General features: G+C 44.5%; 18 protein-coding genes and 1 pseudogene. 11 read left to right on the top strand and 8 right to left on the bottom strand.

The annotated features are described in order from the left end of the window. Window positions 1–315 precede the first annotated feature (315 nt). Window positions 316–1,497 (top strand): quercetin 2,3-dioxygenase, encoded by a 1,182-nt coding sequence (locus AAJP47_RS08235; RefSeq protein WP_346717422.1) that lies wholly within the window; start codon window positions 316–318, stop codon window positions 1,495–1,497. A gap of 170 nt (window positions 1,498–1,667) precedes the next feature. Here the strand turns inward: AAJP47_RS08235 and AAJP47_RS08230 are convergent, their stop codons facing one another. From AAJP47_RS08230 to AAJP47_RS08220, 3 genes are all read right to left on the bottom strand, one after another. Further along, entirely contained in the window at window positions 1,668–2,513 is an 846-nt protein-coding gene (locus AAJP47_RS08230) for an IclR family transcriptional regulator (RefSeq protein ID WP_346717421.1), read from the bottom strand. A 303-nt stretch (window positions 2,514–2,816) separates the two neighbouring features. After that, a complete protein-coding gene (locus tag AAJP47_RS08225; RefSeq protein WP_497198701.1) occupies window positions 2,817–4,082 on the bottom strand; it encodes an MFS transporter in 1,266 nt (421 codons plus the stop codon). A gap of 123 nt (window positions 4,083–4,205) precedes the next feature. Next, the gene (locus tag AAJP47_RS08220) at window positions 4,206–5,360 is read right to left on the bottom strand and encodes an acyl-CoA dehydrogenase family protein (protein WP_346717420.1); all 1,155 of its coding nucleotides are present in this window, start codon (window positions 5,358–5,360) and stop codon (window positions 4,206–4,208) included. Between the two features lie 375 nt (window positions 5,361–5,735). Between AAJP47_RS08220 and AAJP47_RS08215 the strand changes: the two genes are divergently transcribed. The 5 genes from AAJP47_RS08215 (at window position 5,736) to AAJP47_RS08195 (ending at window position 12,069) form a co-directional block, all read left to right on the top strand. Beyond that, window positions 5,736–6,521, top strand: a complete 786-nt coding sequence (locus AAJP47_RS08215; protein ID WP_346717419.1) for an enoyl-CoA hydratase — start codon at window positions 5,736–5,738, stop codon at window positions 6,519–6,521. A gap of 169 nt (window positions 6,522–6,690) precedes the next feature. Beyond that, window positions 6,691–8,274 (top strand): 3-hydroxyacyl-CoA dehydrogenase, encoded by a 1,584-nt coding sequence (locus AAJP47_RS08210; RefSeq protein WP_346717418.1) that lies wholly within the window; start codon window positions 6,691–6,693, stop codon window positions 8,272–8,274. A gap of 271 nt (window positions 8,275–8,545) precedes the next feature. Next, window positions 8,546–9,748: a 3-oxoadipyl-CoA thiolase gene (locus tag AAJP47_RS08205; protein WP_346717417.1), complete on the top strand. Its 1,203-nt coding sequence runs from the start codon at window positions 8,546–8,548 to the stop codon at window positions 9,746–9,748. A gap of 65 nt (window positions 9,749–9,813) precedes the next feature. Continuing rightward, the gene (locus AAJP47_RS08200) at window positions 9,814–11,490 is read left to right on the top strand and encodes a fatty acid--CoA ligase (RefSeq protein ID WP_346717416.1); all 1,677 of its coding nucleotides are present in this window, start codon (window positions 9,814–9,816) and stop codon (window positions 11,488–11,490) included. Window positions 11,491–11,598: 108 nt separating this feature from the next. Beyond that, window positions 11,599–12,069, top strand: coding sequence for an acyl-CoA thioesterase (locus AAJP47_RS08195; RefSeq protein ID WP_346717415.1), 471 nt, complete (start codon window positions 11,599–11,601; stop codon window positions 12,067–12,069). Between the two features lie 34 nt (window positions 12,070–12,103). On the opposite strand, the pseudogene AAJP47_RS13455 reads toward AAJP47_RS08195, so the two are convergent. Further along, a pseudogene (locus AAJP47_RS13455) lies at window positions 12,104–12,418 on the bottom strand (SDR family NAD(P)-dependent oxidoreductase); the annotation flags it as partial. Between the two features lie 345 nt (window positions 12,419–12,763). After that, window positions 12,764–13,498, bottom strand: a complete 735-nt coding sequence (locus AAJP47_RS08190) for an SDR family oxidoreductase (RefSeq protein WP_346717414.1) — start codon at window positions 13,496–13,498, stop codon at window positions 12,764–12,766. Window positions 13,499–13,602: 104 nt separating this feature from the next. On the opposite strand from AAJP47_RS08190, the gene AAJP47_RS08185 reads away from it, so the two are divergent. Beyond that, window positions 13,603–14,520, top strand: coding sequence for an AraC family transcriptional regulator (locus AAJP47_RS08185; protein ID WP_346717413.1), 918 nt, complete (start codon window positions 13,603–13,605; stop codon window positions 14,518–14,520). Window positions 14,521–14,620: 100 nt separating this feature from the next. Here the strand turns inward: AAJP47_RS08185 and AAJP47_RS08180 are convergent, their stop codons facing one another. From AAJP47_RS08180 to AAJP47_RS13450, 3 genes are all read right to left on the bottom strand, one after another. Next, a complete protein-coding gene (locus AAJP47_RS08180) occupies window positions 14,621–14,803 on the bottom strand; it encodes a hypothetical protein (RefSeq protein ID WP_346717472.1) in 183 nt (60 codons plus the stop codon). 13 nt (window positions 14,804–14,816) lie between these two features. Further along, window positions 14,817–15,344, bottom strand: coding sequence for a cupin domain-containing protein (locus AAJP47_RS08175; RefSeq protein WP_346717412.1), 528 nt, complete (start codon window positions 15,342–15,344; stop codon window positions 14,817–14,819). A 340-nt stretch (window positions 15,345–15,684) separates the two neighbouring features. Continuing rightward, window positions 15,685–15,756 carry a hypothetical protein gene (locus AAJP47_RS13450; protein ID WP_497198706.1) on the bottom strand — a complete coding sequence of 24 codons (72 nt, stop codon included), beginning with the start codon at window positions 15,754–15,756 and terminating at the stop codon, window positions 15,685–15,687. Here AAJP47_RS13450 and AAJP47_RS08170 point away from each other — a divergent pair. From AAJP47_RS08170 to pxpB, 4 genes are all read left to right on the top strand, one after another. After that, window positions 15,737–16,528: a putative hydro-lyase gene (locus AAJP47_RS08170; RefSeq protein WP_346717411.1), complete on the top strand. Its 792-nt coding sequence runs from the start codon at window positions 15,737–15,739 to the stop codon at window positions 16,526–16,528. The two genes, AAJP47_RS13450 and AAJP47_RS08170, sit on opposite strands and share 20 nt — an antisense overlap. 170 nt (window positions 16,529–16,698) lie before the next feature. Further along, window positions 16,699–17,232 (top strand): acetyl-CoA carboxylase biotin carboxyl carrier protein, encoded by a 534-nt coding sequence (accB, locus tag AAJP47_RS08165; protein ID WP_346717410.1) that lies wholly within the window; start codon window positions 16,699–16,701, stop codon window positions 17,230–17,232. Between the two features lie 72 nt (window positions 17,233–17,304). Further along, on the top strand, window positions 17,305–18,651 hold the full coding sequence (accC, locus tag AAJP47_RS08160; RefSeq protein ID WP_346717409.1) for an acetyl-CoA carboxylase biotin carboxylase subunit: 1,347 nt from the start codon (window positions 17,305–17,307) through the stop codon (window positions 18,649–18,651). A 73-nt stretch (window positions 18,652–18,724) separates the two neighbouring features. After that, window positions 18,725–19,378: a 5-oxoprolinase subunit PxpB gene (gene pxpB, locus AAJP47_RS08155; RefSeq protein ID WP_346717408.1), complete on the top strand. Its 654-nt coding sequence runs from the start codon at window positions 18,725–18,727 to the stop codon at window positions 19,376–19,378. The last annotated feature ends 119 nt before the right edge of the window (window positions 19,379–19,497 follow it).

The following is a 19,497-nucleotide window of genomic DNA, read 5'->3' as shown; positions in this document are numbered from 1 at the left end:
CCTATAGTTGCTCCTAAATAAAATGGATACAAGAAACGATAGAGCGAGACTGGAACCCATTTTTCTTGCTTGCTGTGCCTTCGCAGGCAAGGGCATTAAAAAACGAGTCCCATTCTCGCTGTGCCTTTTTTATATTGGATTGACTATATAATAATTACCGATGCCCCAGCTTTTTTGTTGTCCATGAGATGTCCCCAGCCAAAAGATCTAAAAAATTGATTGAATTGCCGAATTATTTGTATTTCTAATCGATTAATTAATAGATATCATGCTGGCGAGAGTTAAGACATACCAATGAAAAAGAGAGAATCATTCATGTTTAATCGCAATACTATTATGACTATTGCTGCCAGTTTGTTATTTTCAACAATCGCTTCAGCCCAAGTAACGCCTTACCCAGAGACGCCAGTTGAATTGCTACGTAAAGGCAAAACGATTAAGGCTGACATCCAAAAAGTCGTGCCAAAAGAAACGCTGCCAGGTGAGAAAATTCCTTATATATCACGTTCAGACCGCGGCGAGCGCTATTTAGTTAATGGCACTATTGTTAATTATATGGCGCGTGCAAAAGATACAGGCGATATGTATGAAATTGCCACGATTACAGGCGGTAAAGGGGCAGGCCAGCCTGTGCATCATCACTGTGATCATTTTATTGCTTTGTATTTGATGGAAGGCGAAGCGGATCTTTGGCTAAATGGCGAACATTTTTTAATGCGTAAGGGCGATTTTGCAAGCGTTCCTGCCAACACTGATTATGGCTTTCGTTTTAACCGCCATCGCACCAAAATGTTAGCATGGTACTCGGGCCCAGGTTTGCTTGATACCTACAAAGCATTAGGTGAGCCAACGGATCTTTATATCCAACCTGATCACGCTAAGGTTAACTGGTCGGCTGAAACGATTAAACGTGGTGAAGCTGCCGGTGATATAACGTTTGCAAAAGACGCTTACCCACAAGGTAAAGCTAAAAAAATAACGCGTAAAGAGTTACCTAAAAAGGTTATACCATATACGATCGCGGCAGACGAAGGGCGTAAATTCGTTGGTGGGCCTGAGTACTTCTCTATGCTTGCTTCTCAACAGACAACAGGCGGACGTTTCTTTGTCGTCATCACTCAGGCGCCGCAAACGCCAATGGTTCCTCGCCATTACCACGCACTGCACTCTGAGAACTTCTTTGGTTTAGAAGGCGAGGTTGACCTTATCGTAAATCATTCAAAAGCGACTTTAAAAGCGGGTGATCTTGCTGCCGTTCCAGCAGGAACCATCCATGCTTATAGTATGACGCAACCTTATAACCGCTTTATTGGCTTCTTAACGCCCGGTCTATTTCAAAACTTTTTTGAAATATTAGGCGATGCTGGTTATGATGCAAATGTCTACCCTGCAAAGCCACATGAGTTACGCTTTGATCGCGTGATCAAGGAACTTGAAAGCTTAGACTTACATATTGTTGAAGATGATATGCGCGCAGAAGAAGCGGCTAAAAAATAATATCAGCGACTAACAACATATAGTCGATCCACTATAAAGAAAAAAAGCAATACTGGTGTACATTTTGCGCCCCCTCTGTCAGCAACGGCACAGCAAGCGAGGAAAATGTATGCCAGTCACGTACTATAATATTGTGTATCGTTTTTCTTAAGTATCGACTATACCATGCCCTAGCTAATGTATAGATTGTCCTCAATGCTGTTTTTCATGTGCAGCAGGCGAGGGGCAATGTCTTCTTCTAGTTTGTCACGACTGAGCACAAAGCTTGGCGCGCCGCAGTTAAAGGTCAGCAGTCCTTCAGTCGGATGCATCATCGCAGTGGCAACCGCATTGACGTCTTTTTGCCATTCACTGATTGAAAAACAATAGCCATAATCGTCATAGTCTCTAAACGCTTTGTCGAGTCCGCGTCTGATTTTTAGCCAGTCCTCTTTATACTTACTGCGAATGGCATTGAGGATGAACTCCTGCTCAGCAGGCAGCATACTTGCCAAACACGCCCGTCCCATTGAGCTTAAATGAATAGGTAAGTAAGAACCAACGTTGCGGCGCATGGTCGTGGCACCAGCGCCTTGCACGACGTTGAGATAGACCATCATCAGGCGGTCGCGGGTGGCCATCGCGACCGCACTATTGGCATAATCGGCCAGCTCTTCCATGTATGGCGTGACCAAGTTATTGGTCGAGATGTTGGCCATCATCGTATAGCCAAAACCTAACACACCGACTGAGAGCTGATATTTGCTACTGTTGGTTGATTGCTTTAAATAGCCAAGCTTGACCAAAGTATAAGTCAGGCGCGTGATCGTGCCTTTAGGTAGTCCTGTCAATTGACTCAATTCTTGATTGCCAAGATACGGCCGCTGCGGGGTAAAACAACGAAGCAATTCCAGACCACGAGCCAGCGCTGTGACAAACTGCCTGTCATTTTGATCCCTCATCTCTGCAATCGGCTCTAACAGTTCGATATGGGCAGGATTGTTCGTGTCGTTGTCCGCATCAGCTTTAGTTGTCATAGGGTCTTTTTTAGTCTCAATTAAGTGAAGGTAAGTAAAAGGGTACACACACTACTTGTAAGGCTGTTTGTACAATCAGGTCAATATAAAACAAAGACGGCGTGGCTGGGAATTTTTTTCGTAGCCTCTGTCGGCCTAGGCACAGCAAGCAAGAAAAACTTTTACCAGTCACGTATTATAATGTCGTGTATCCATTATTTATCAATATACATTCAGATCTTTAATATAGTCATTATAAGCTATTTCGCTATGCGGTACATACACTGACTAATATTTCATCTATCGGTGCCTCATTTATTAATATTAAGCCTGCTGGGGATCATACTGCTTTTCTTTGATGAACAAGGTTGGAATCAGACCGCATAAGAAGTACGCGCCTGCCATCAGCAGTAAGCCTGCACCAATTGAGTTGTGCATGGCCATATAACCAATAGCCACAGGCGCGATCACTGAGCCGAGTCGGCCAATGTTGAAAGCGCCGCCAATCGCCGTTCCACGAATAGCAGTCGGGAAACTCTCGGTCAAATAAGTGGCGTTGATGGCATAAGGAATACCATATAAAAAACCAAAAGTAATCATCAGCCAGCCGATATTCTCCGGCGTGTGCATATAGACCAATATGGGTATAAATAGCGCAGTGCCCATGGTACCAAAGGCAAACACGATCTTGCGACCGATTTTATCAGCGACGAGGCCCGCAACGACTTTGGCAAACATCATGGTCAAATAAGTGCCTGCCATATATAGCGCCATCTCTTTAAACTTGATACCCAGTTCGGTTTCCAAATAAGACGGCAGCCAGTTACTGACGCCAAAATAACCAAACAATAATAGTCCTGAGCTCATCGACCATAAGATAAACATCAAGCGGTGTCTTGGGTTGTCGAATATGGCTTTATACGGGTTTTCAGGTTTTTCAAGTGAGTTTTTTTGTCCGCTAAGCTTAAGGGCGCGCGCTTCTTTCCAAGACTGCGGCTCAGGTATTAAAAAATACATAGAGATTGAGAGAAGAATCGGTATAAAAGTTAACAGGTATAAGGTGCGCCAGCCATAGGTAGGAATGATCCACGCTGAGATGCTGGTAATGACCAATGACCCGAGCGTAAAGCCTGTCATCAGTGCGGCAAGTACGGTCGTTCGATGCTTAGTGGGTACCATCTCAGACATCAGGGTGTTGGTGGCGATATATAAACTACCAAGACCCAAGCAAGCGAAAAACCGCAAGCCCACAAACTGCTCATAACTCTGCACAAATCCGCTAAAACCAGATAATACCGAGAAGATGGCGGTTGCAATCACGATAATACGGACGCGGCCAAATCGATCACAGGCCCAGCCGCCAAACACGCCACCGATGGCCATACCAAATAAAGACCAACTGCCCAAAGCACCAGCTTGGACATTGGTCAATCCAAACTCTTGCTTGAGACTTGAGAGGGTAAAGGCGAGGATGCCAATATCAGCCCCATCACATAACAATACCAAAAAACAAAAAAAGAACGCCAGTTTCCAAGGTTGTTTTTGAGCAGCACTCAAGCTTGAATTCGGCGCTATCGCGGCACTTTTCACAATGAATATCCTTATTGTTGTGAGAGTAAAGGAGGGTCGTTATCGCAACGCGGTTTGAGTATCTGCGTCCGAGCAAAACCTAAACACGCTTTAACCACCCTCTGTTAGCCATCAAATAAACAGTTACTCGCTCGCTTCTTTGATCATATTGCGGGCAATAATAATTTGCTGAATTTGGGTGGTGCCCTCGTATAAGCGGTATAAGCGCACGTCACGATAAAAGCGCTCAATGCCATAGTCTGCAATATAACCAGCGCCGCCATGAATTTGCACCGCTCTGTCAGCCACGCGGCCACACATTTCCGTGGCAAACATCTTGGCGCATGACGATTCTGTGACCACATCTTTACCCTCATCACGCAGACGCGAGGCATCTAATACCATGGATTTGGTCGCATAAATTTCTGCTTTAGAGTCTGCTAGCATGGCTTGAATCAGCTGAAAATTGGCGATGGGTTGACCGAACTGTTTGCGATCTACGGCATAGCGTAGCGCGTCGTCTAACATGCGGGTAGCCGCGCCCGTACTGGCAGCCGCGATATGTAAGCGACCTTTATCAAGTACCTTCATGGCGGTTTTAAACCCCACGCCCTCGACACCGCCTATTAATGCACTCGCAGGAACGACGCAGTTATCAAAGATGACATCGCAAGTGTGTGCGCCTTTTTGTCCCATTTTTTTGTCAATTTTGCCAAGCGTAATACCAGGAGTATCACTCTCCACGATAAAGGCTGAAATGCCGCCAGAGCGTTTGTTTTTCGGGTCAGTACGCGCCATGACGGTGAATACACCGGCTTGCGGGGCATTGGTGATATAGCGCTTAGTACCATTGATTACATAGGTGTCGCCATCTTTGATCGCAGTGGTGCTTAATGACGCAGCATCTGAGCCTGATTCTGGTTCCGTCAAACAAAACGAGCCAATAATCTCACCGCTGGCAAGTTTTGGCAGATATTTTTGTTTTTGCTCTTCAGTACCATCGATGACCAGACCGGAGGAGCCAATGCCGTTATTGGTTCCTATTAGTGAGCGAAAAGCAGGAGAGGTACGACCCAATTCAAAAGCCACAATGACTTCTTCTTCCATCGTTAGACCAAGCCCGCCGTAGGCTTCAGGAATGGTCAATCCAAACAGACCCAGCTCGCGCATTTGGCTAACAATATCGTCTGGTAGACGATCATTTTCTGCGACCCAATCTTCTTTCGGTATCAGTTGGTTATTTACAAATTGACGAACGGTTTGGACGATATGGTCGAGTACTTCCTTATCTCTAATCATGGGATTCTTCCTTGTTTAAATAATAGCTAATATGGATTGACGAGGACGTTAGGAGTCAGTCGAACAACCAGCATAATAGATAATTTATCCAATTACAATACTTTTGGTTTTAAAAACCGCAATGCGATATTTTTATAAGTGAAGATGATTATTTAATGTTAAAACCTCTAAATTTAATCCTATTTTCTACTTCACAAAAGAAAATAAACCGTATATATTGGTATTAAATATCGCTATGCGGTATTAATAACTACCATTTATCGGCGTTCAATTATCGGGTTTTGATTAGTAAACATAGCGTTTGTGGTATGGATTAAAGCATCCAGCCGTTTAACTCAGACCTCTTGTGAAGAACCGTATTTAAAGGACAGCATCATGGAAGAGCAAGACGAGCAAATTGTTATTTGTGAACAGCAAGGAAGTGGCGTCAGTGTCATCAGGTTGAATCGACCTAAGGTTCGTAACGCCTTAAACGGTAAGTTGCGTCAAAAAATGGCCGATATTTTTATGCAATTAAACGATGATCCTCAGACGAAGGCGATTGTACTGACGGGCGGTGACAAAGTGTTCGCGGCTGGGGCAGATATCAATGATTTTTTGACCGCAACAACAGTGGATGTTTATCTGCGTAACAGCGAGCGCTACTGGGACGCCATCACCAATTGCCGCAAACCAATTATCGCAGCGGTCAATGGCTATGCCCTAGGCGGCGGCTGTGAGCTTGCTATGCATGCCGATATTATTGTCGCTGGCAAGTCCGCCAAGTTTGGACAACCAGAGATAAAAATTGGACTGATGCCAGGTGCAGGCGGTACGCAGCGTTTGTTTCGTGCCATTGGTAAGCACAAGGCTATGAAGCTGATTTTGACAGGCGACATGATAAGCGCTGATGCAGCCGACCAAATGGGACTGGTGTCTGAAGTCGTTGACGATGAAGCAACCATCCAGCGTGCCATCGAAATCGCTGAGCAATTAGCAAACTATTCACCCATCGCCTTAGCTCAAATCAAAGAAGTTGCCAATCTCGGCGTGGACATGCCGCTGCAAGCTGGATTGGCATTGGAGCGTAAAGCCTTTCAGATTCTATTCGATACCGACGATCAAAAAGAAGGGGCCAAGGCCTTTTTGGAAAAACGCACGGCCGAATACAAAGGCCAGTAGCTTGTTTAGGTGTGGTCAGTTAGCGTGATAGTACGCAACTGGTACAAATTTTTCTTGCTTGCTGTCGCGTTGCTGACAAGAGGCGTCGAAAAATTTATCCCAGTTACGTGGGCCTACTTTGATACTGAACGGATGATAAAAACAAGACCATATAAAATAAAGGATTATTATGACTGTGAACACATTGGCCATTGTTGGCACGGGTATTATGGGAATGGGCATTGCTCAAATCGCCGCTCAAGCAGGCATCGAGGTGCTGTTGTTTGATGCAAAGTCAGGCGCCGCTGAGAAAGGCCGCCAATCACTCAAAGCCACGCTCGAAAAGCTCGCTGCCAAAGGTAAATTTACTGATGAAGAATTACAAGCAACCTTGGACAATCTTATAGTCATTGATGAGTTGAAATCGATTGCTAAAGTAGACGTCGTGGTTGAGGCGATCATCGAAAATTTGGAAATCAAACAACAGCTTTTTAAGCAATTAGAGGAGGTGGTGTCTGCTGAGACCATTTTGGCCACCAACACCTCCTCACTATCAGTGACAGCAATCGCTGCCAACTGCCACCTTCCAGAGCGCGTGGTTGGCTTTCACTTTTTTAATCCGGTAGCGCTCATGAAAATCGTTGAAGTGATTCCGGGGCTTTCTACCAATCCCTCCGTCGTCGATACACTGACCACATTGGCCAAGCGTATGGGGCATTTGGGCGTGGTGGCAAAAGACACGCCAGGATTCATTGTCAATCATGGTGGCCGAGCTTATGGTACAGAGGCATTAAAGATATTGGGCGAGGGCGTCGCAAGTTTTGAGCAGATCGATCGTATTTTGCGCGATGGCGCAGGGTTTCGCATGGGGCCGTTTGAGCTGATGGATCTGACTGGTGTTGATGTGTCGCATCCTGTCATGGAGTCCATCTATGAGCAGTTTTATCATGAAGCCCGCTATCGTCCGCATCCACTCACTCGTCAAATGCTCCTTGGTAAAAAACTTGGGCGCAAAGTAGGCGAAGGCTTTTACCAGTATAAGGACGGGCAAAAATCAGTCGTGGACACCTCTAATCAATCAGCGTCCAAAACCGCACTGTCTACTTTAGAAGCTGATCTATCAAACGTCTCGATTTGGATTGGTGCAGATCTGACCGCCGACAAACAACAACTGCTTGATTATCTAAAGACGCGTGATATTAGCATTGACGATAATGACGCACCAAACCCCGATAGTTTGGTATTGCTGGCCGTTTATGGTGAGGATACGACCAATGCTGCTAAGCGTTATGAGGTAAATCCCGCCCAAGCCGTTGCCATTGATATGCTGACGGACTTATCTAAGCATCGAACGCTCATGCCAAGTATTGTCACAGAAGAGAGTTTTATCGCTCAAGCTTATGCGTTATTTGGTAGCAATGATAATGAAGCAGATGATCAGGCAACAACCACTCAGATAAATGCCACACTGATTGCTGAAAGCACAGGTTTTGTGGCGCAGCGAGTGATGGCGATGGTGATTAACTTGGGCTGTGATATTGCCCAGCAAGGCATTGCCACACCTCGCGATATCGACAATGCCGTCAAACTGGGACTGGGGTATCCCTATGGACCTATCTCGTGGGGAGATGAGCTTGGGGCTGAGCGGATTTTACTTATCCTAGAGCGACTCTATGCGTTAACAGGTGATCCGCGTTATCGCCCAAGCCCATGGTTACAACGCCGTGCAGCCCTCGGCATCTCGCTATTTACTCAGCAAACCCAATATTCGTAATAATAGCCGTTTCACTTTACTCAACCATATATTTTATGACTGCTTATATAGTCGATCCACTATAAAAAATACAGCAATACTGGCATACATTTTGTGCCGCCTCTGTCTGCGCAGGCACAGCAAGCAAGGAAAATGTATGCCAGTATCGCATGACCATATGCGTATCTTTTTTATTTGGGACTGACTATATTCGGCAGACAGCTTTTTAGAACAACACTTTATAAGACAAGCAATAAAAATACGACCACTAAAAATACGACAAGGAAACGTTATGTTAGATGCCTACATTTATGATGGATTAAGAAGCCCTTTTGGTCGCCATGGCGGTGCATTGGCAAGCGTGCGACCTGATGATTTGATCGCAACCGTAATAAAGGCTTTGGTTGAAAAGCACCAATTGGCCGCTGACACTTTTGATGAGGTGTTGATTGGTAATACCAATCAAGCGGGTGAGGACTCACGCAATATCGCCCGTAACGCGGCCTTGCTGGCAGGACTGGATGTCAAAACGCCCGGTCAGACGGTCAATCGTCTGTGTGCGTCAGGATTATCAACCGTTATCGATGCCGCTCGCAGTATTACTTGTCATGAGGGCGATGTGTTTCTGGCGGGCGGTGTGGAGTCCATGACGCGTGCGCCTTTTGTCTTTGCCAAGACCGAGCAGCCCTTTAGCCGTGAGTTTAAGGTATTTGATACCACCATTGGTAGTCGCTTCCCCAATCCTATTTTGACCGAAAAGTTTGGTAGCGATAGCATGCCGCAAACCGGAGACAATGTTGCGCGCAAATACAATATCACGCGTGAAGAGGCCGATAAATTTGCGGCAGACTCACAAGCGAAGTACCAAGCGGCAAAACAAGCGGGGTTCTTTGAAGATGAGATAACGCCTATTACGGTCTCACAAGGTAAAAAACTGCCACCCAAAGACATCACAGATGATGAGCATCCTCGCGCCAGCTCCACTGTTGACGCCTTACAAAAACTTAAGCCGTTAAACAATGACGGCGTCGTGACGGCGGGCAACGCCTCAGGTATCAATGATGGCGCAGCCGCTTTAATCATTGGCTCGGCGCAAGCAGAACAAACGCTAGGCTTTAAACCGATTGCCAAGATTCTGTCCTCTGGTGCCGTGGGCGTTGAGCCAAATATTATGGGCGTAGGTCCAGTTGAGGCCATCAAACTGGCATTAAAACGTGCCGATCTGACCCTTGATGATATGTCTATTATTGAGATCAATGAAGCCTTTGCCTCGCAAGTACTGGGCTGCCTAAAAGGCTTGAATCTTGATTTTGACGACAAGCGTGTCAATCCCAATGGTGGCGCAATTGCGGTCGGGCATCCGCTTGGTGCATCCGGTGCCAGAATAGCACTCAGTACCGCGCGCGAGCTCCAGCGTACTGGTGGCAAATATGCGGTCGTCAGTCTATGTATCGGTATCGGGCAAGGGCTTGCCATGGTGATAGAACGCGTGTAAATCTTCTGCACTATCTTTACTACTACAGTTCTCGCCACATTATTTTATGATCAAGGACGACAATAATGACTTCTATACTTAACCAGCATGAGGATTATCAGCAAGCTCAAGACGCTTATGGTTTTCCTCTAATCATCAAACAGCTGTTAAACCGCGCAAAAATCGCCTCTAGAGATCAAACCATCAGCTATGCCGATAAGGTAACTTATACGTATGCTGAGTTTTTTAAGCGCGTGAATCGCTTGGCAAATGCACTTAAAAATATGGGGTTGCAAGCAGGTGATGTGGTGGCGGTCATGGATTGGGACAGTCATCGCTACCTTGAGGCGTATTTTGCCGTGCCCATGTCTGGCATGATTTTACAAACGGTCAATGTCCGTCTGTCTGAAGAAAAAGTGCTATATACCATCAACCATGCAAAACCCAAAGCGCTGTTGTTAAATGCTGAATTTGAGCCAATGGCCAAAGACTATCGTCATGACGCACCTTCTATTGAGCACGTGGTTTGGCTCGACGATGATATAGAGAGTAACAATACTGTCCTGCCAGACTATGTTGATGGTGAGTATGAAGCCTTGCTGGCTGCTGCCAGTGATACGTTTGATTTCCCCGACTTTGATGAAAATACCATTGCGACTACCTTTTATACCAGCGGTACGACGGGCGACCCAAAAGGAGTGTTTTTTACCCATCGACAGATCGTATTGCAGACGATGGCGAGTACCTTAGCATCAGCGCTCAATGCTGAAGGTCAGGGCGCACGCTATAACGATGTCTACATGCCAATGACGCCACTATTTCACGTCCATGCTTGGTGCTGGCCATATGGCGCAACCATGATAGGACTCAAACAAGTTTACCCTGGGCGATATCTGGCACCAACCTTGGTGGACTTGATTGAGGAGCACAAAGTCACGCTATCACATGGCGTCCCCGCCATATTACAGATGCTACTCAAAGAGATGGCCGCGCGCGGACGTAAGTTTCAGAATTTCAAACTGTTACTTGGCGGCTCAAAGTTAAATGAAGGGTTGGCCAAAGCAGCGATTGAAAGCGGTATTGAATTTATGTCAGGATTTGGGATGTCAGAATCTTGCCCCGTATTATCTAGAGCGGTATTTGATGACAAGACAGACTCAATGGAAACCAAGGAGCAGCTTAATTATCGCTGCCTCTCAGGATCTCCCATCATGCTGGTATCGATGGAAATTTGGGATGAAAACGGTAAACCGCAACCGCTGGATGGTCAATCGACGGGTGAGCTTGTGATTCGAGCGCCTTGGCTGACCCAAAGCTACTTTAAAAACCCAGATGCCGGCAACGAGTTATGGCGCGGCGGCTGGATGCACACGCAAGACATTGCCTGTATTTCCTCTGATGGTACATTAAGCATCACCGATCGGCTCAAAGACGTTATCAAGTCGGGCGGCGAGTGGGTATCCTCGCTTGAGGTTGAAACCATTTTATCCTTTCACCCAAGTGTGTCCGATGTGGCGGTGATTGGTGTGCCAGATGAACGGTGGGGCGAGCGACCCTTAGCACTGGTCGTATTAAAGCCTGAATATAGCGAGACCAAAGCAGAAGACATATTAGCGCTGGGTCATCAAGCCGTAGAAAAAGGTCATTTGCCTAAATATGGCGTGCCAAGTGAGATCCGGTTTTTAGTCGATATGCCAAAAACCAGTGTGGGTAAGCTCGATAAGAAACGAATGCGAACGATGGTTGCAGAAAAAGTAATCTAATCCCCAGCAGATTATCGATGACCATAAAAATCAGCATTTGAGCTGACTGTTAACGCTAATAACTGATACTTTAACGCGTCTTTGTTGGTATGACTAAAAGAGAAGACTATGAAAGATTTTGCGATATTACCAGAAATACAAGAAACCCTCGATCAACAAAGTGATCATCCTTTGCACGGCTTTGCGGTCGTCTATCCACAACAAGTGGCATGGGGCGATATGGATGCTTTTGGGCATGTTAATAATGTCGTTTATTACACCTACGCCCAAAACGCGCGTATCCATTACAACAGTCAATTAAATCTATTTAATGAAAAGACATTTTCGGTTATGGCCGCGTCATCCTGTCAATATTTTAAACCGGTTACGCATCCTGATACTTTATGGATTGGGGTTCAGGTCAAAAAAATTGGCAACGCCAGCTTGATCCATGAATACACGTATTATAGTACGGCGATGAATACGGTCGTCGCTCGCGGCGAGTCAGTACTGGTGTATCTTGATAAAGACAGCGGTGAGAAAAAAAATATCGATGAATCAAGAAAAGCGGCGATTGCCGCTTTGGAAGGTTTGGAATAAAAAGGTTTGTTTATTTTTTAAGTGAGGACAAGTCCTAGAAGTTCTGGGAAACGAGTTTTTTCTTATAAAAATATTTGCCAGACACGCACTCCACTTCTGGAAATGAGCACAAATAAATAGATGTGCTTGCCCCCTGTTCAGGCCCTTTCAAATTTTTAACAATCAGCCGCCTAACCATTCCAATAATTCCTTTCGAATCAGGCCCGATATTGCTTGCCACTCCTCCCGGATGTAACGCATTCACAGTCACCTTATGATCACTTAAACGCGCAGATAACTCTTGAGTAAAATATATTTTTGCTAGCTTTGAATCAGCGTATGTGGCAAGCCTAAGATAGGGTCGACGCTTTCTAAATGAGCACCCATTTTACATAACGAAATGGCAGTATATTTCCAATTCTAGAGTTTGAACCAGTAATAATGACAGTTTTATTCGACATCAACATATGAAGCTTTTCCCCAAAAAAACTATTCAATATAGGGAAAGCTTAAAACTAGATCAAAGAATCCTCTATTTTTATCTAAGGTTACACATTTTAACCATTAGATAATGGGGGGAGACAATCACTTTATATTGGTTAGTATAGAGCATGCTTAGAGTCTAAAAAGAAGACATGCATTATTAATCATGCTCGATTTTACACTAACCGCAATTATTTTTTCAGCAAACCCTAGATCGAATACTTATTAACTTCTAAGCTTGTGCTGTTGGACGAACAACAATATCACCCACGTCTACATTTTCTGGTTGATCAATAGCAAATACAATCGCTCTCGCAATAGCATCAGGCGACATCCCCATAGTATCCATAGCGGTTTTGACTTTTTCTTGCGTGGCTGGATCTGTCATTGAATCCGCAAACTGTGTTTTTACAAAGCCAGGCGAAACACCTGTCACCCTCAAGTTTGCTCCCGCTTCTATGCGCAACGCTTCGTTAATTGTTCTAACCGCATTTTTTGTCCCTGCATATACCCCTTGACCAGCAACAATCCGAAGCCCCGCTGTAGAAATGACACTGACAAAATGCCCAGTTTCTTGTTTTCTAAAAACTGGCAAGGCCGCCGCAACGCCATAAAGATAACCTTTAAGGTTTATGTCTATCATCGCCTCCCAATCTTCGACCCGTAGTTCATCCATCGAAGAAATTGGACCAACCCCTGCGTTAGCAATTAACACATCCAGTCGACCAAACGTCGAACAGGCCAAATTAACCAAACTCTCCATATCCTCTTTCCTACTCACGTCGGTCACTACGTAAGTCACTTCTGGAGAATAAGCAGAAATTTCATTAACCAGTACTTTAAGAGGTTCTTCTCTTCTTGCTCCCAACACCAACTTTGCACCTTGCTTTGCCAACATAATGGCGGTTGCCCTACCAATACCACTGCTCGCTCCAGTAATAACAACGACTTTATTTGCAATGCTCATCAAATAGCTCCTAGATATGCTTTATGGAAGTCATTGACTATAGTGGCAAACAAGGAATATCATATAATGTATAAATCCATTTATTCATCTAAATCGTCCAAATCATGCTTGATATACTGACAGAAATTTTTTCAATTGTGGATTTGAAGTCCACTCGTTGCACTCGACTTGAAGCTGGTGGTGACTGGTCTTTTCAGCTACCCCAAAGAGACATTATAAAATTAGTAACTGTTTTATCTGGGGGCTGTTGGATGGTTCAGGTTGATGAATCACCGGTTTGGATGTCGGCTGGCGACACTTTTTTACTTTGCTACTCTCCATCCTACACACTTGCAAGTGACCCAAAACTTATTCCGATGGAGTCGGCAAGTGTATTTGATTGGAAGCATAACAATGTTGGCCATTACAATGGCCGTGAGACCGTATTGCTTGCCGCCAACTTCGAACTGGATACTGAGAATGCGAGTCTCTTAATTGATGCTTTACCCAATTTTTTTCTCATTGCCATGAGTAATCCTACTGCACAAAAATTGAAAAATACGATTGAGGCTCTTGATCAAGAACTGCAAACATCTGAATTCGGCTTTGATTTAATCCGCCAACATTTGGCTGAAATATTGCTTATACAATTTCTGAGGGCTTATTCATTGCTTAATGGACAAAGTGATAACCCCGTTAATTGGCTGGGAGCATTAGGGGATTCAAAGATAGCGGCTGCATTGCATTTAATGCACAACCAAATAGATCATAAATGGACAGTAGACAGTCTTGCTCAAGCAATAGGCATGTCTCGGTCAGCATTTTCAGCACACTTTAAAAAATGTGTTGGAATCCCACCACTTCAATATTTACTTAGGTGGCGTATGCAAATTGCTCGTAAAAAACTTGTTGCGGGAGAAAGAGTCGCAGGGGTTGCAGAATCAGTAGGTTACGCATCCGAAAGCGCATTTGGTTATGCTTTTAAAAAAGTATTTAACCAGTCACCAACGGGAAAAGCTAAAATAACAGATCGTCATCATTGAGGCAAAAGAAAGGGAGCAAGACTGCTCCCAAACACTATTAAACGACAATTAACACTGTATTAAAGGCAGCATGCTCCACTCATTCCATTTGAGTTAATCATTACAAAGCGCACACAAAAATCGCCTGCCAATAAAGTCCACCGCCTACGCACATAGCAAATGCACCGATAGCTAAAGGGCTGATATCAGGTGCTAACGCAGATACCGTACCCGTTGTGCCCCAAAAAATGCTGGCAATTACCACGCAGATGACAGCGCTCAAATTGGATTTAACCTGCAACATAATAGGTACTCTGTTAGTTATATTGAACAGTACCATTATAGGTGTCTATTAATATCAGATTTTGCAGATTGGACGGTTTTATCGATAGATTATGAGATAGATGGCTATTGATATAATCTACCGCCTCTCTGATTCTATGATCGTATTGCACGAATGGCTTTTGTTCTTCTAAGAGCTTATAAAAAGTAGTGAACATCAATGCTTCGATGTCAGGATGGATTTGGTGTTTTAGCTGACTTTCAGCAAACTCTAAGAATAACAATAAGGTTGAGCTGATTGAAAAAACAATCTTGTTTGAATGAAGAATGTGAGCCGGCAACGATGCAGTATCGGCGACAATAAACTTTGCGTTTTCTTCAGCATTAAAGTAGTGCGTTTCATGTGATTTTACGATGACGCATTCTTTGGGTGTCACTTTGCCGCTATAACTCTCAACCTCAATATTGATAGCACCTCGCAGCGGTAAGACAATTTGATGAAAGTCATGAGCATGGTCTTTGGTTTGACGACTATATGACCTAACCGATAGCGTATTTATCATCTGTTTTTCTCTATAACCGTTTTTCTGTACTAGTGGTCGGATTCGAACCAACACGCTTTTAGAGACGCGGGTTCAACTCCCGCCATCGCCACCGAGTAAAAAGTCCGACCATATTATAGGGTTGGACTTTTATTTGTCTGAAATTTACTGTAAATGACTCATAGCTTGATTTATTTTCTTGATAACTACCAATCAAACATAGTTCGTCACTAGAAAAATAATAGGAATTGAAGTCGTATTGTAATCTGAAAACCATTCTGTTAAATTCGAATAAGGACTAAGGACAGCGCATTTATTAATATATAAGATAATCTATGAAAAAAATGCCTCAATTTGGATTCTAATCAGGTATTTTTGTCTGATATAAACCACAAAAGCAAGAGGTTATCACAATGCTGGATTTAGCAAACATGATGCCACAAGAGGTAAGGGCATTAATCGGAAAAAACGACATTAATCAGCCCACTTCTGGTATGTGTAAAGGTCACATACAAGCAAATGTAGTCATAGTACCTAAAAGTTTGGCGTATGATTTTTTATTATTTGCACAAAGAAACCCAAAGTCATGCCCTATATTGGACGTAACCGATGTGGGTAGCTCAGAGCCACGGTTGATGGCAAAAGGTGCGGATTTAACGGTTGATGTCCCAATGTATCGGATATATAGATTCGGCAAGCTAGTGGACGAGGTGCCAGATCTAAGGGACTATTGGCGCGACGATCTGGTTTGCTTTCTTTTGGGTTGCAGCTTTTCTTTTGAGTCCGCCTTGGCGAATGCCGCCATTCCTATCAGACACATCGAAGACAATCATAATGTACCCATGTATATCACCAATATAGAAACTGAGCCTGCCGGACAGTTTCATGGAAAAATGGTGGTAAGCATGCGGCCGATACCTTATCAGCTCGTAACGAGAGCAGTGCAAGCCACTTCTCGGTTTCCTCAAGTACATGGCGCGCCCATTCATATAGGCGATCCAAGTCTAATCGGTATCAAAGACATTCATTCACCTGACTTCGGTGATCCATCAATCATAAAAGAGGGCGAAGTTTCTGTGTTTTGGGCGTGCGGTGTCACGCCGCAAAGTATCGCCATGACTAGCAAGCCTGAACTTATGATCACCCATGCGCCAGGGCACATGTTTATCTGCGATCCCAAAGACGAAGACTTGGCGGTTCTGTAATTTTCAATGACTTCGCTAGTTTTGACGGTTTTATTACCTTGTATTGAGGGTTTTATAAAAAAACCCTTCTCCGCCTATCCTATATTAAAACAATCAGGAACAATTATTTAGCTCCTCAACATAACGCCTTTACGACAAATTATTTTTACTTTAACGGAATAATCACTCATATGAATATTAATTTCACGGATTTAGAAAAGCTCATAAAACTGGCAGAAGGCTCAGACATAAAGTCTTTAGAAGTGACGGATGGCGATATGCGTATCTCTATCGTTTGCCAGCCTGATGATCAGAACGATGATAACAACGACAACAACGGCAACAGCGTGCGTAACTCTAATAGCAATGCCTCTACCTCAGAACAGCAGACAGCAAGTGCCTCTACGCCGAAAACCAGTGCTAGTGATGACAAGATGACAAGCCCTGATGTGACTGATGAAACAATGGGCAGTGAGAGCGCACAGAATAAAGTAACAGCGCCAATGCTAGGTACTTTTTATCTGCGACCAGAGCCGACAGCCGAGACCTTTTTTAAAGTCGGTGATCAGATAGAAGCAGGGCAGACGCTGTGTATTATTGAAGCCATGAAAATGATGTATGAGGTTAAAGCAGAGACGAGCGGTACGCTTAAAGAGATTCTGGTTGAAGAAGGAGATGTCGTAGAGTATGAGCAACCTTTGTTTGTGATAGTACCAAACAGTTAAGGTCAAACAATATCGCGCCCATAACAACGCATAACTACTGTATTTGACACCATACTTTTTAGGAAAACCGACATGTTCTCAAAAATCTTAATTGCCAATCGCGGCGAGATTGCCTTACGTATTATCCGAGCTTGCAAACAGTTGGGTATTCAAACCGTCATTGCTCATTCTGAAGCCGACAAAGACTCACTACCGGTACGCTTGGCTGATGAAAAAGTATGTATCGGGCCTGCCAACGCAACGAACAGCTATCTGAACCAAAGAGCGATCATCTCTGCGGCTAAGATAACGGGCGCGCAAGCCATTCATCCGGGCTATGGTTTTTTATCCGAAAACGCAGATTTTGCCGCCTTAATTGAAGAGTCAGGTCTTATATTCATTGGGCCAACGGCAGACAATATCGGCAAAATGGGTGACAAAGTCGCGGCAAAAGAGCAAATGAAAATCGCTGGCGTACCTTGTGTACCCGGTTCTGACGGCGCGTTACCTGCCGATCCAGATCAAGTTATCAAGATTGCCAAAGACGTTGGCTATCCGGTAATCATCAAGGCGGCAAGCGGTGGCGGTGGTCGCGGTATGCGCGTGGTCGAAAAAGAAGCCGATTTACTCTCCGCTATATCTATGACGCAAACAGAAGCCAAAGCCAATTTTGGCAGCTCAATCGTTTATCTTGAGAAATACTTACAAGTGCCGCGCCATATCGAAGTACAAGTGCTGTCTGATACGCATGGCAACGCTACCTACCTAGGTGAGCGTGATTGCTCGATGCAGCGTCGCCATCAAAAAGTCATTGAAGAAGCGCCAGCACCCGGTATCACGGACGAGCAGCGCCAGCAGATTGGACAAGCCTGCGTAACGGCTTGCCAAAAAATGCAGTATAGAGGGGCGGGCACGTTTGAGTTTTTATACGAAAATGGCGAGTTCTTTTTTATCGAGATGAATACCCGAGTTCAGGTAGAGCACACCATTACCGAGATGATAACGGGTGTTGATATCGTTCAAGAGCAAATAAGAGTTGCTGCGGGGTTGGCACTTACGCACAAGCAAAGCGATATCAAAATCAATGGACATGCGTTTGAGTGCCGTATCAATGCCGAAAATGCTCAGACGTTTTTGCCAAATGCAGGACGTATAGACTATTGTCATATGCCCGCAGGGTTTGGTATTAGAGTGGATAGCCACGTCGAGTCAAACTATACCGTGCCACCATCTTATGACAGTTTGATCGCCAAAATATGTGTGCATGACCAGTCAAGAGAACAGGCGATAGAAAAAATGCAAGCCGCTTTATCAGAGGCACAAATCACAGGTATTGATACCAATATTGGTCTGCATCAGCGCCTATTCGAAGACAAGGTGTTTTGTGACGGTCAAATGAGTATTCATTATCTGGCCGAGTGGATACAAGACAATATATAAGTTAAGAATAAATACGAGCGCTAATGCTGAAATAAAGGCTGACGTTGAAATAAAGATCATGGAGCGCGTACAAATGGAACTACAGTGGCAACTATGCAGTGAAACCAATCTGGCTTTGTTCTTCCCAAAGCCGATTACCTTAGATAAGCAGCGACAATGTTGGGCTTTGGCTGACATCATAAACCAAATGCCAGAAGTCACAGAAGTAGTGATTGGCATGAATACGCTCAGTGTGTTCACACTATCATTGACATGGACTGAGCTTCAAACCTTCGAGAAGACACTATCAGCGCTCCTTGATGACATCCCATCAAAGACCATAAACGGCAAGCATGTCGAGATCCCTGTACATTATGGGGGCAAGTATGGTCCTGACCTTGCTGCCATGGCGAAGGCATTAAATATCTCGGTTGAAGACGTAGTAAATTTACATACTGAGGCGACTTATACCGTGTATTTTATTGGTTTTCAGCCAGGGTTTCCTTATCTTGGCGGCTTATCCGAATCCTTATACTTTCCAAGACACGCCATACCCCGTACGCAAGTACCAGCAGGCTCAGTCGGTATAGGCGGTGAGCAAACAGGGGTGTATCCGTTTGAGTCACCGGGTGGTTGGCAGCTGCTCGGTCAAACCGATATGGCGTTATTTGACTTAACCAAAGACTCTCCAACCTTGCTGAGCGCAGGCGATACCTTAAAATTTACCGCGATTGATATTCATGAATAAAGTTAATCCAGAATAAAAATGGCAAATACAGTCAACAGGTTCTACTGGTATAAATTTTCCTTGCTGGCTGTTCGCAAGCGTGACAGAGGCTTTGTAAAATTTACTCCAGTAGAACCGTA

The sequence above is a fragment of the Psychrobacter halotolerans genome, assembly GCF_039680845.1.
Classification (GTDB): domain Bacteria; phylum Pseudomonadota; class Gammaproteobacteria; order Pseudomonadales; family Moraxellaceae; genus Psychrobacter.
This window is presented reverse-complemented; position numbering and strand designations above follow the sequence as displayed.

Coding starts and splice junctions, on each gene's coding strand:
- AAJP47_RS08235 (WP_346717422.1), top strand. CDS start 316: ATGTTTAATCGCAATACTATTATGACTATTGCTGCCAGTTTGTTATTT.
- AAJP47_RS08230 (WP_346717421.1), bottom strand. CDS start 2,513: ATGACAACTAAAGCTGATGCGGACAACGACACGAACAATCCTGCCCAT.
- AAJP47_RS08220 (WP_346717420.1), bottom strand. CDS start 5,360: ATGATTAGAGATAAGGAAGTACTCGACCATATCGTCCAAACCGTTCGT.
- AAJP47_RS08215 (WP_346717419.1), top strand. CDS start 5,736: ATGGAAGAGCAAGACGAGCAAATTGTTATTTGTGAACAGCAAGGAAGT.
- AAJP47_RS08210 (WP_346717418.1), top strand. CDS start 6,691: ATGACTGTGAACACATTGGCCATTGTTGGCACGGGTATTATGGGAATG.
- AAJP47_RS08205 (WP_346717417.1), top strand. CDS start 8,546: ATGTTAGATGCCTACATTTATGATGGATTAAGAAGCCCTTTTGGTCGC.
- AAJP47_RS08200 (WP_346717416.1), top strand. CDS start 9,814: ATGACTTCTATACTTAACCAGCATGAGGATTATCAGCAAGCTCAAGAC.
- AAJP47_RS08195 (WP_346717415.1), top strand. CDS start 11,599: ATGAAAGATTTTGCGATATTACCAGAAATACAAGAAACCCTCGATCAA.
- AAJP47_RS08190 (WP_346717414.1), bottom strand. CDS start 13,498: ATGAGCATTGCAAATAAAGTCGTTGTTATTACTGGAGCGAGCAGTGGT.
- AAJP47_RS08185 (WP_346717413.1), top strand. CDS start 13,603: ATGCTTGATATACTGACAGAAATTTTTTCAATTGTGGATTTGAAGTCC.
- AAJP47_RS08180 (WP_346717472.1), bottom strand. CDS start 14,803: ATGTTGCAGGTTAAATCCAATTTGAGCGCTGTCATCTGCGTGGTAATT.
- AAJP47_RS08175 (WP_346717412.1), bottom strand. CDS start 15,344: ATGATAAATACGCTATCGGTTAGGTCATATAGTCGTCAAACCAAAGAC.
- AAJP47_RS08170 (WP_346717411.1), top strand. CDS start 15,737: ATGCTGGATTTAGCAAACATGATGCCACAAGAGGTAAGGGCATTAATC.
- accB (WP_346717410.1), top strand. CDS start 16,699: ATGAATATTAATTTCACGGATTTAGAAAAGCTCATAAAACTGGCAGAA.
- accC (WP_346717409.1), top strand. CDS start 17,305: ATGTTCTCAAAAATCTTAATTGCCAATCGCGGCGAGATTGCCTTACGT.
- pxpB (WP_346717408.1), top strand. CDS start 18,725: ATGGAACTACAGTGGCAACTATGCAGTGAAACCAATCTGGCTTTGTTC.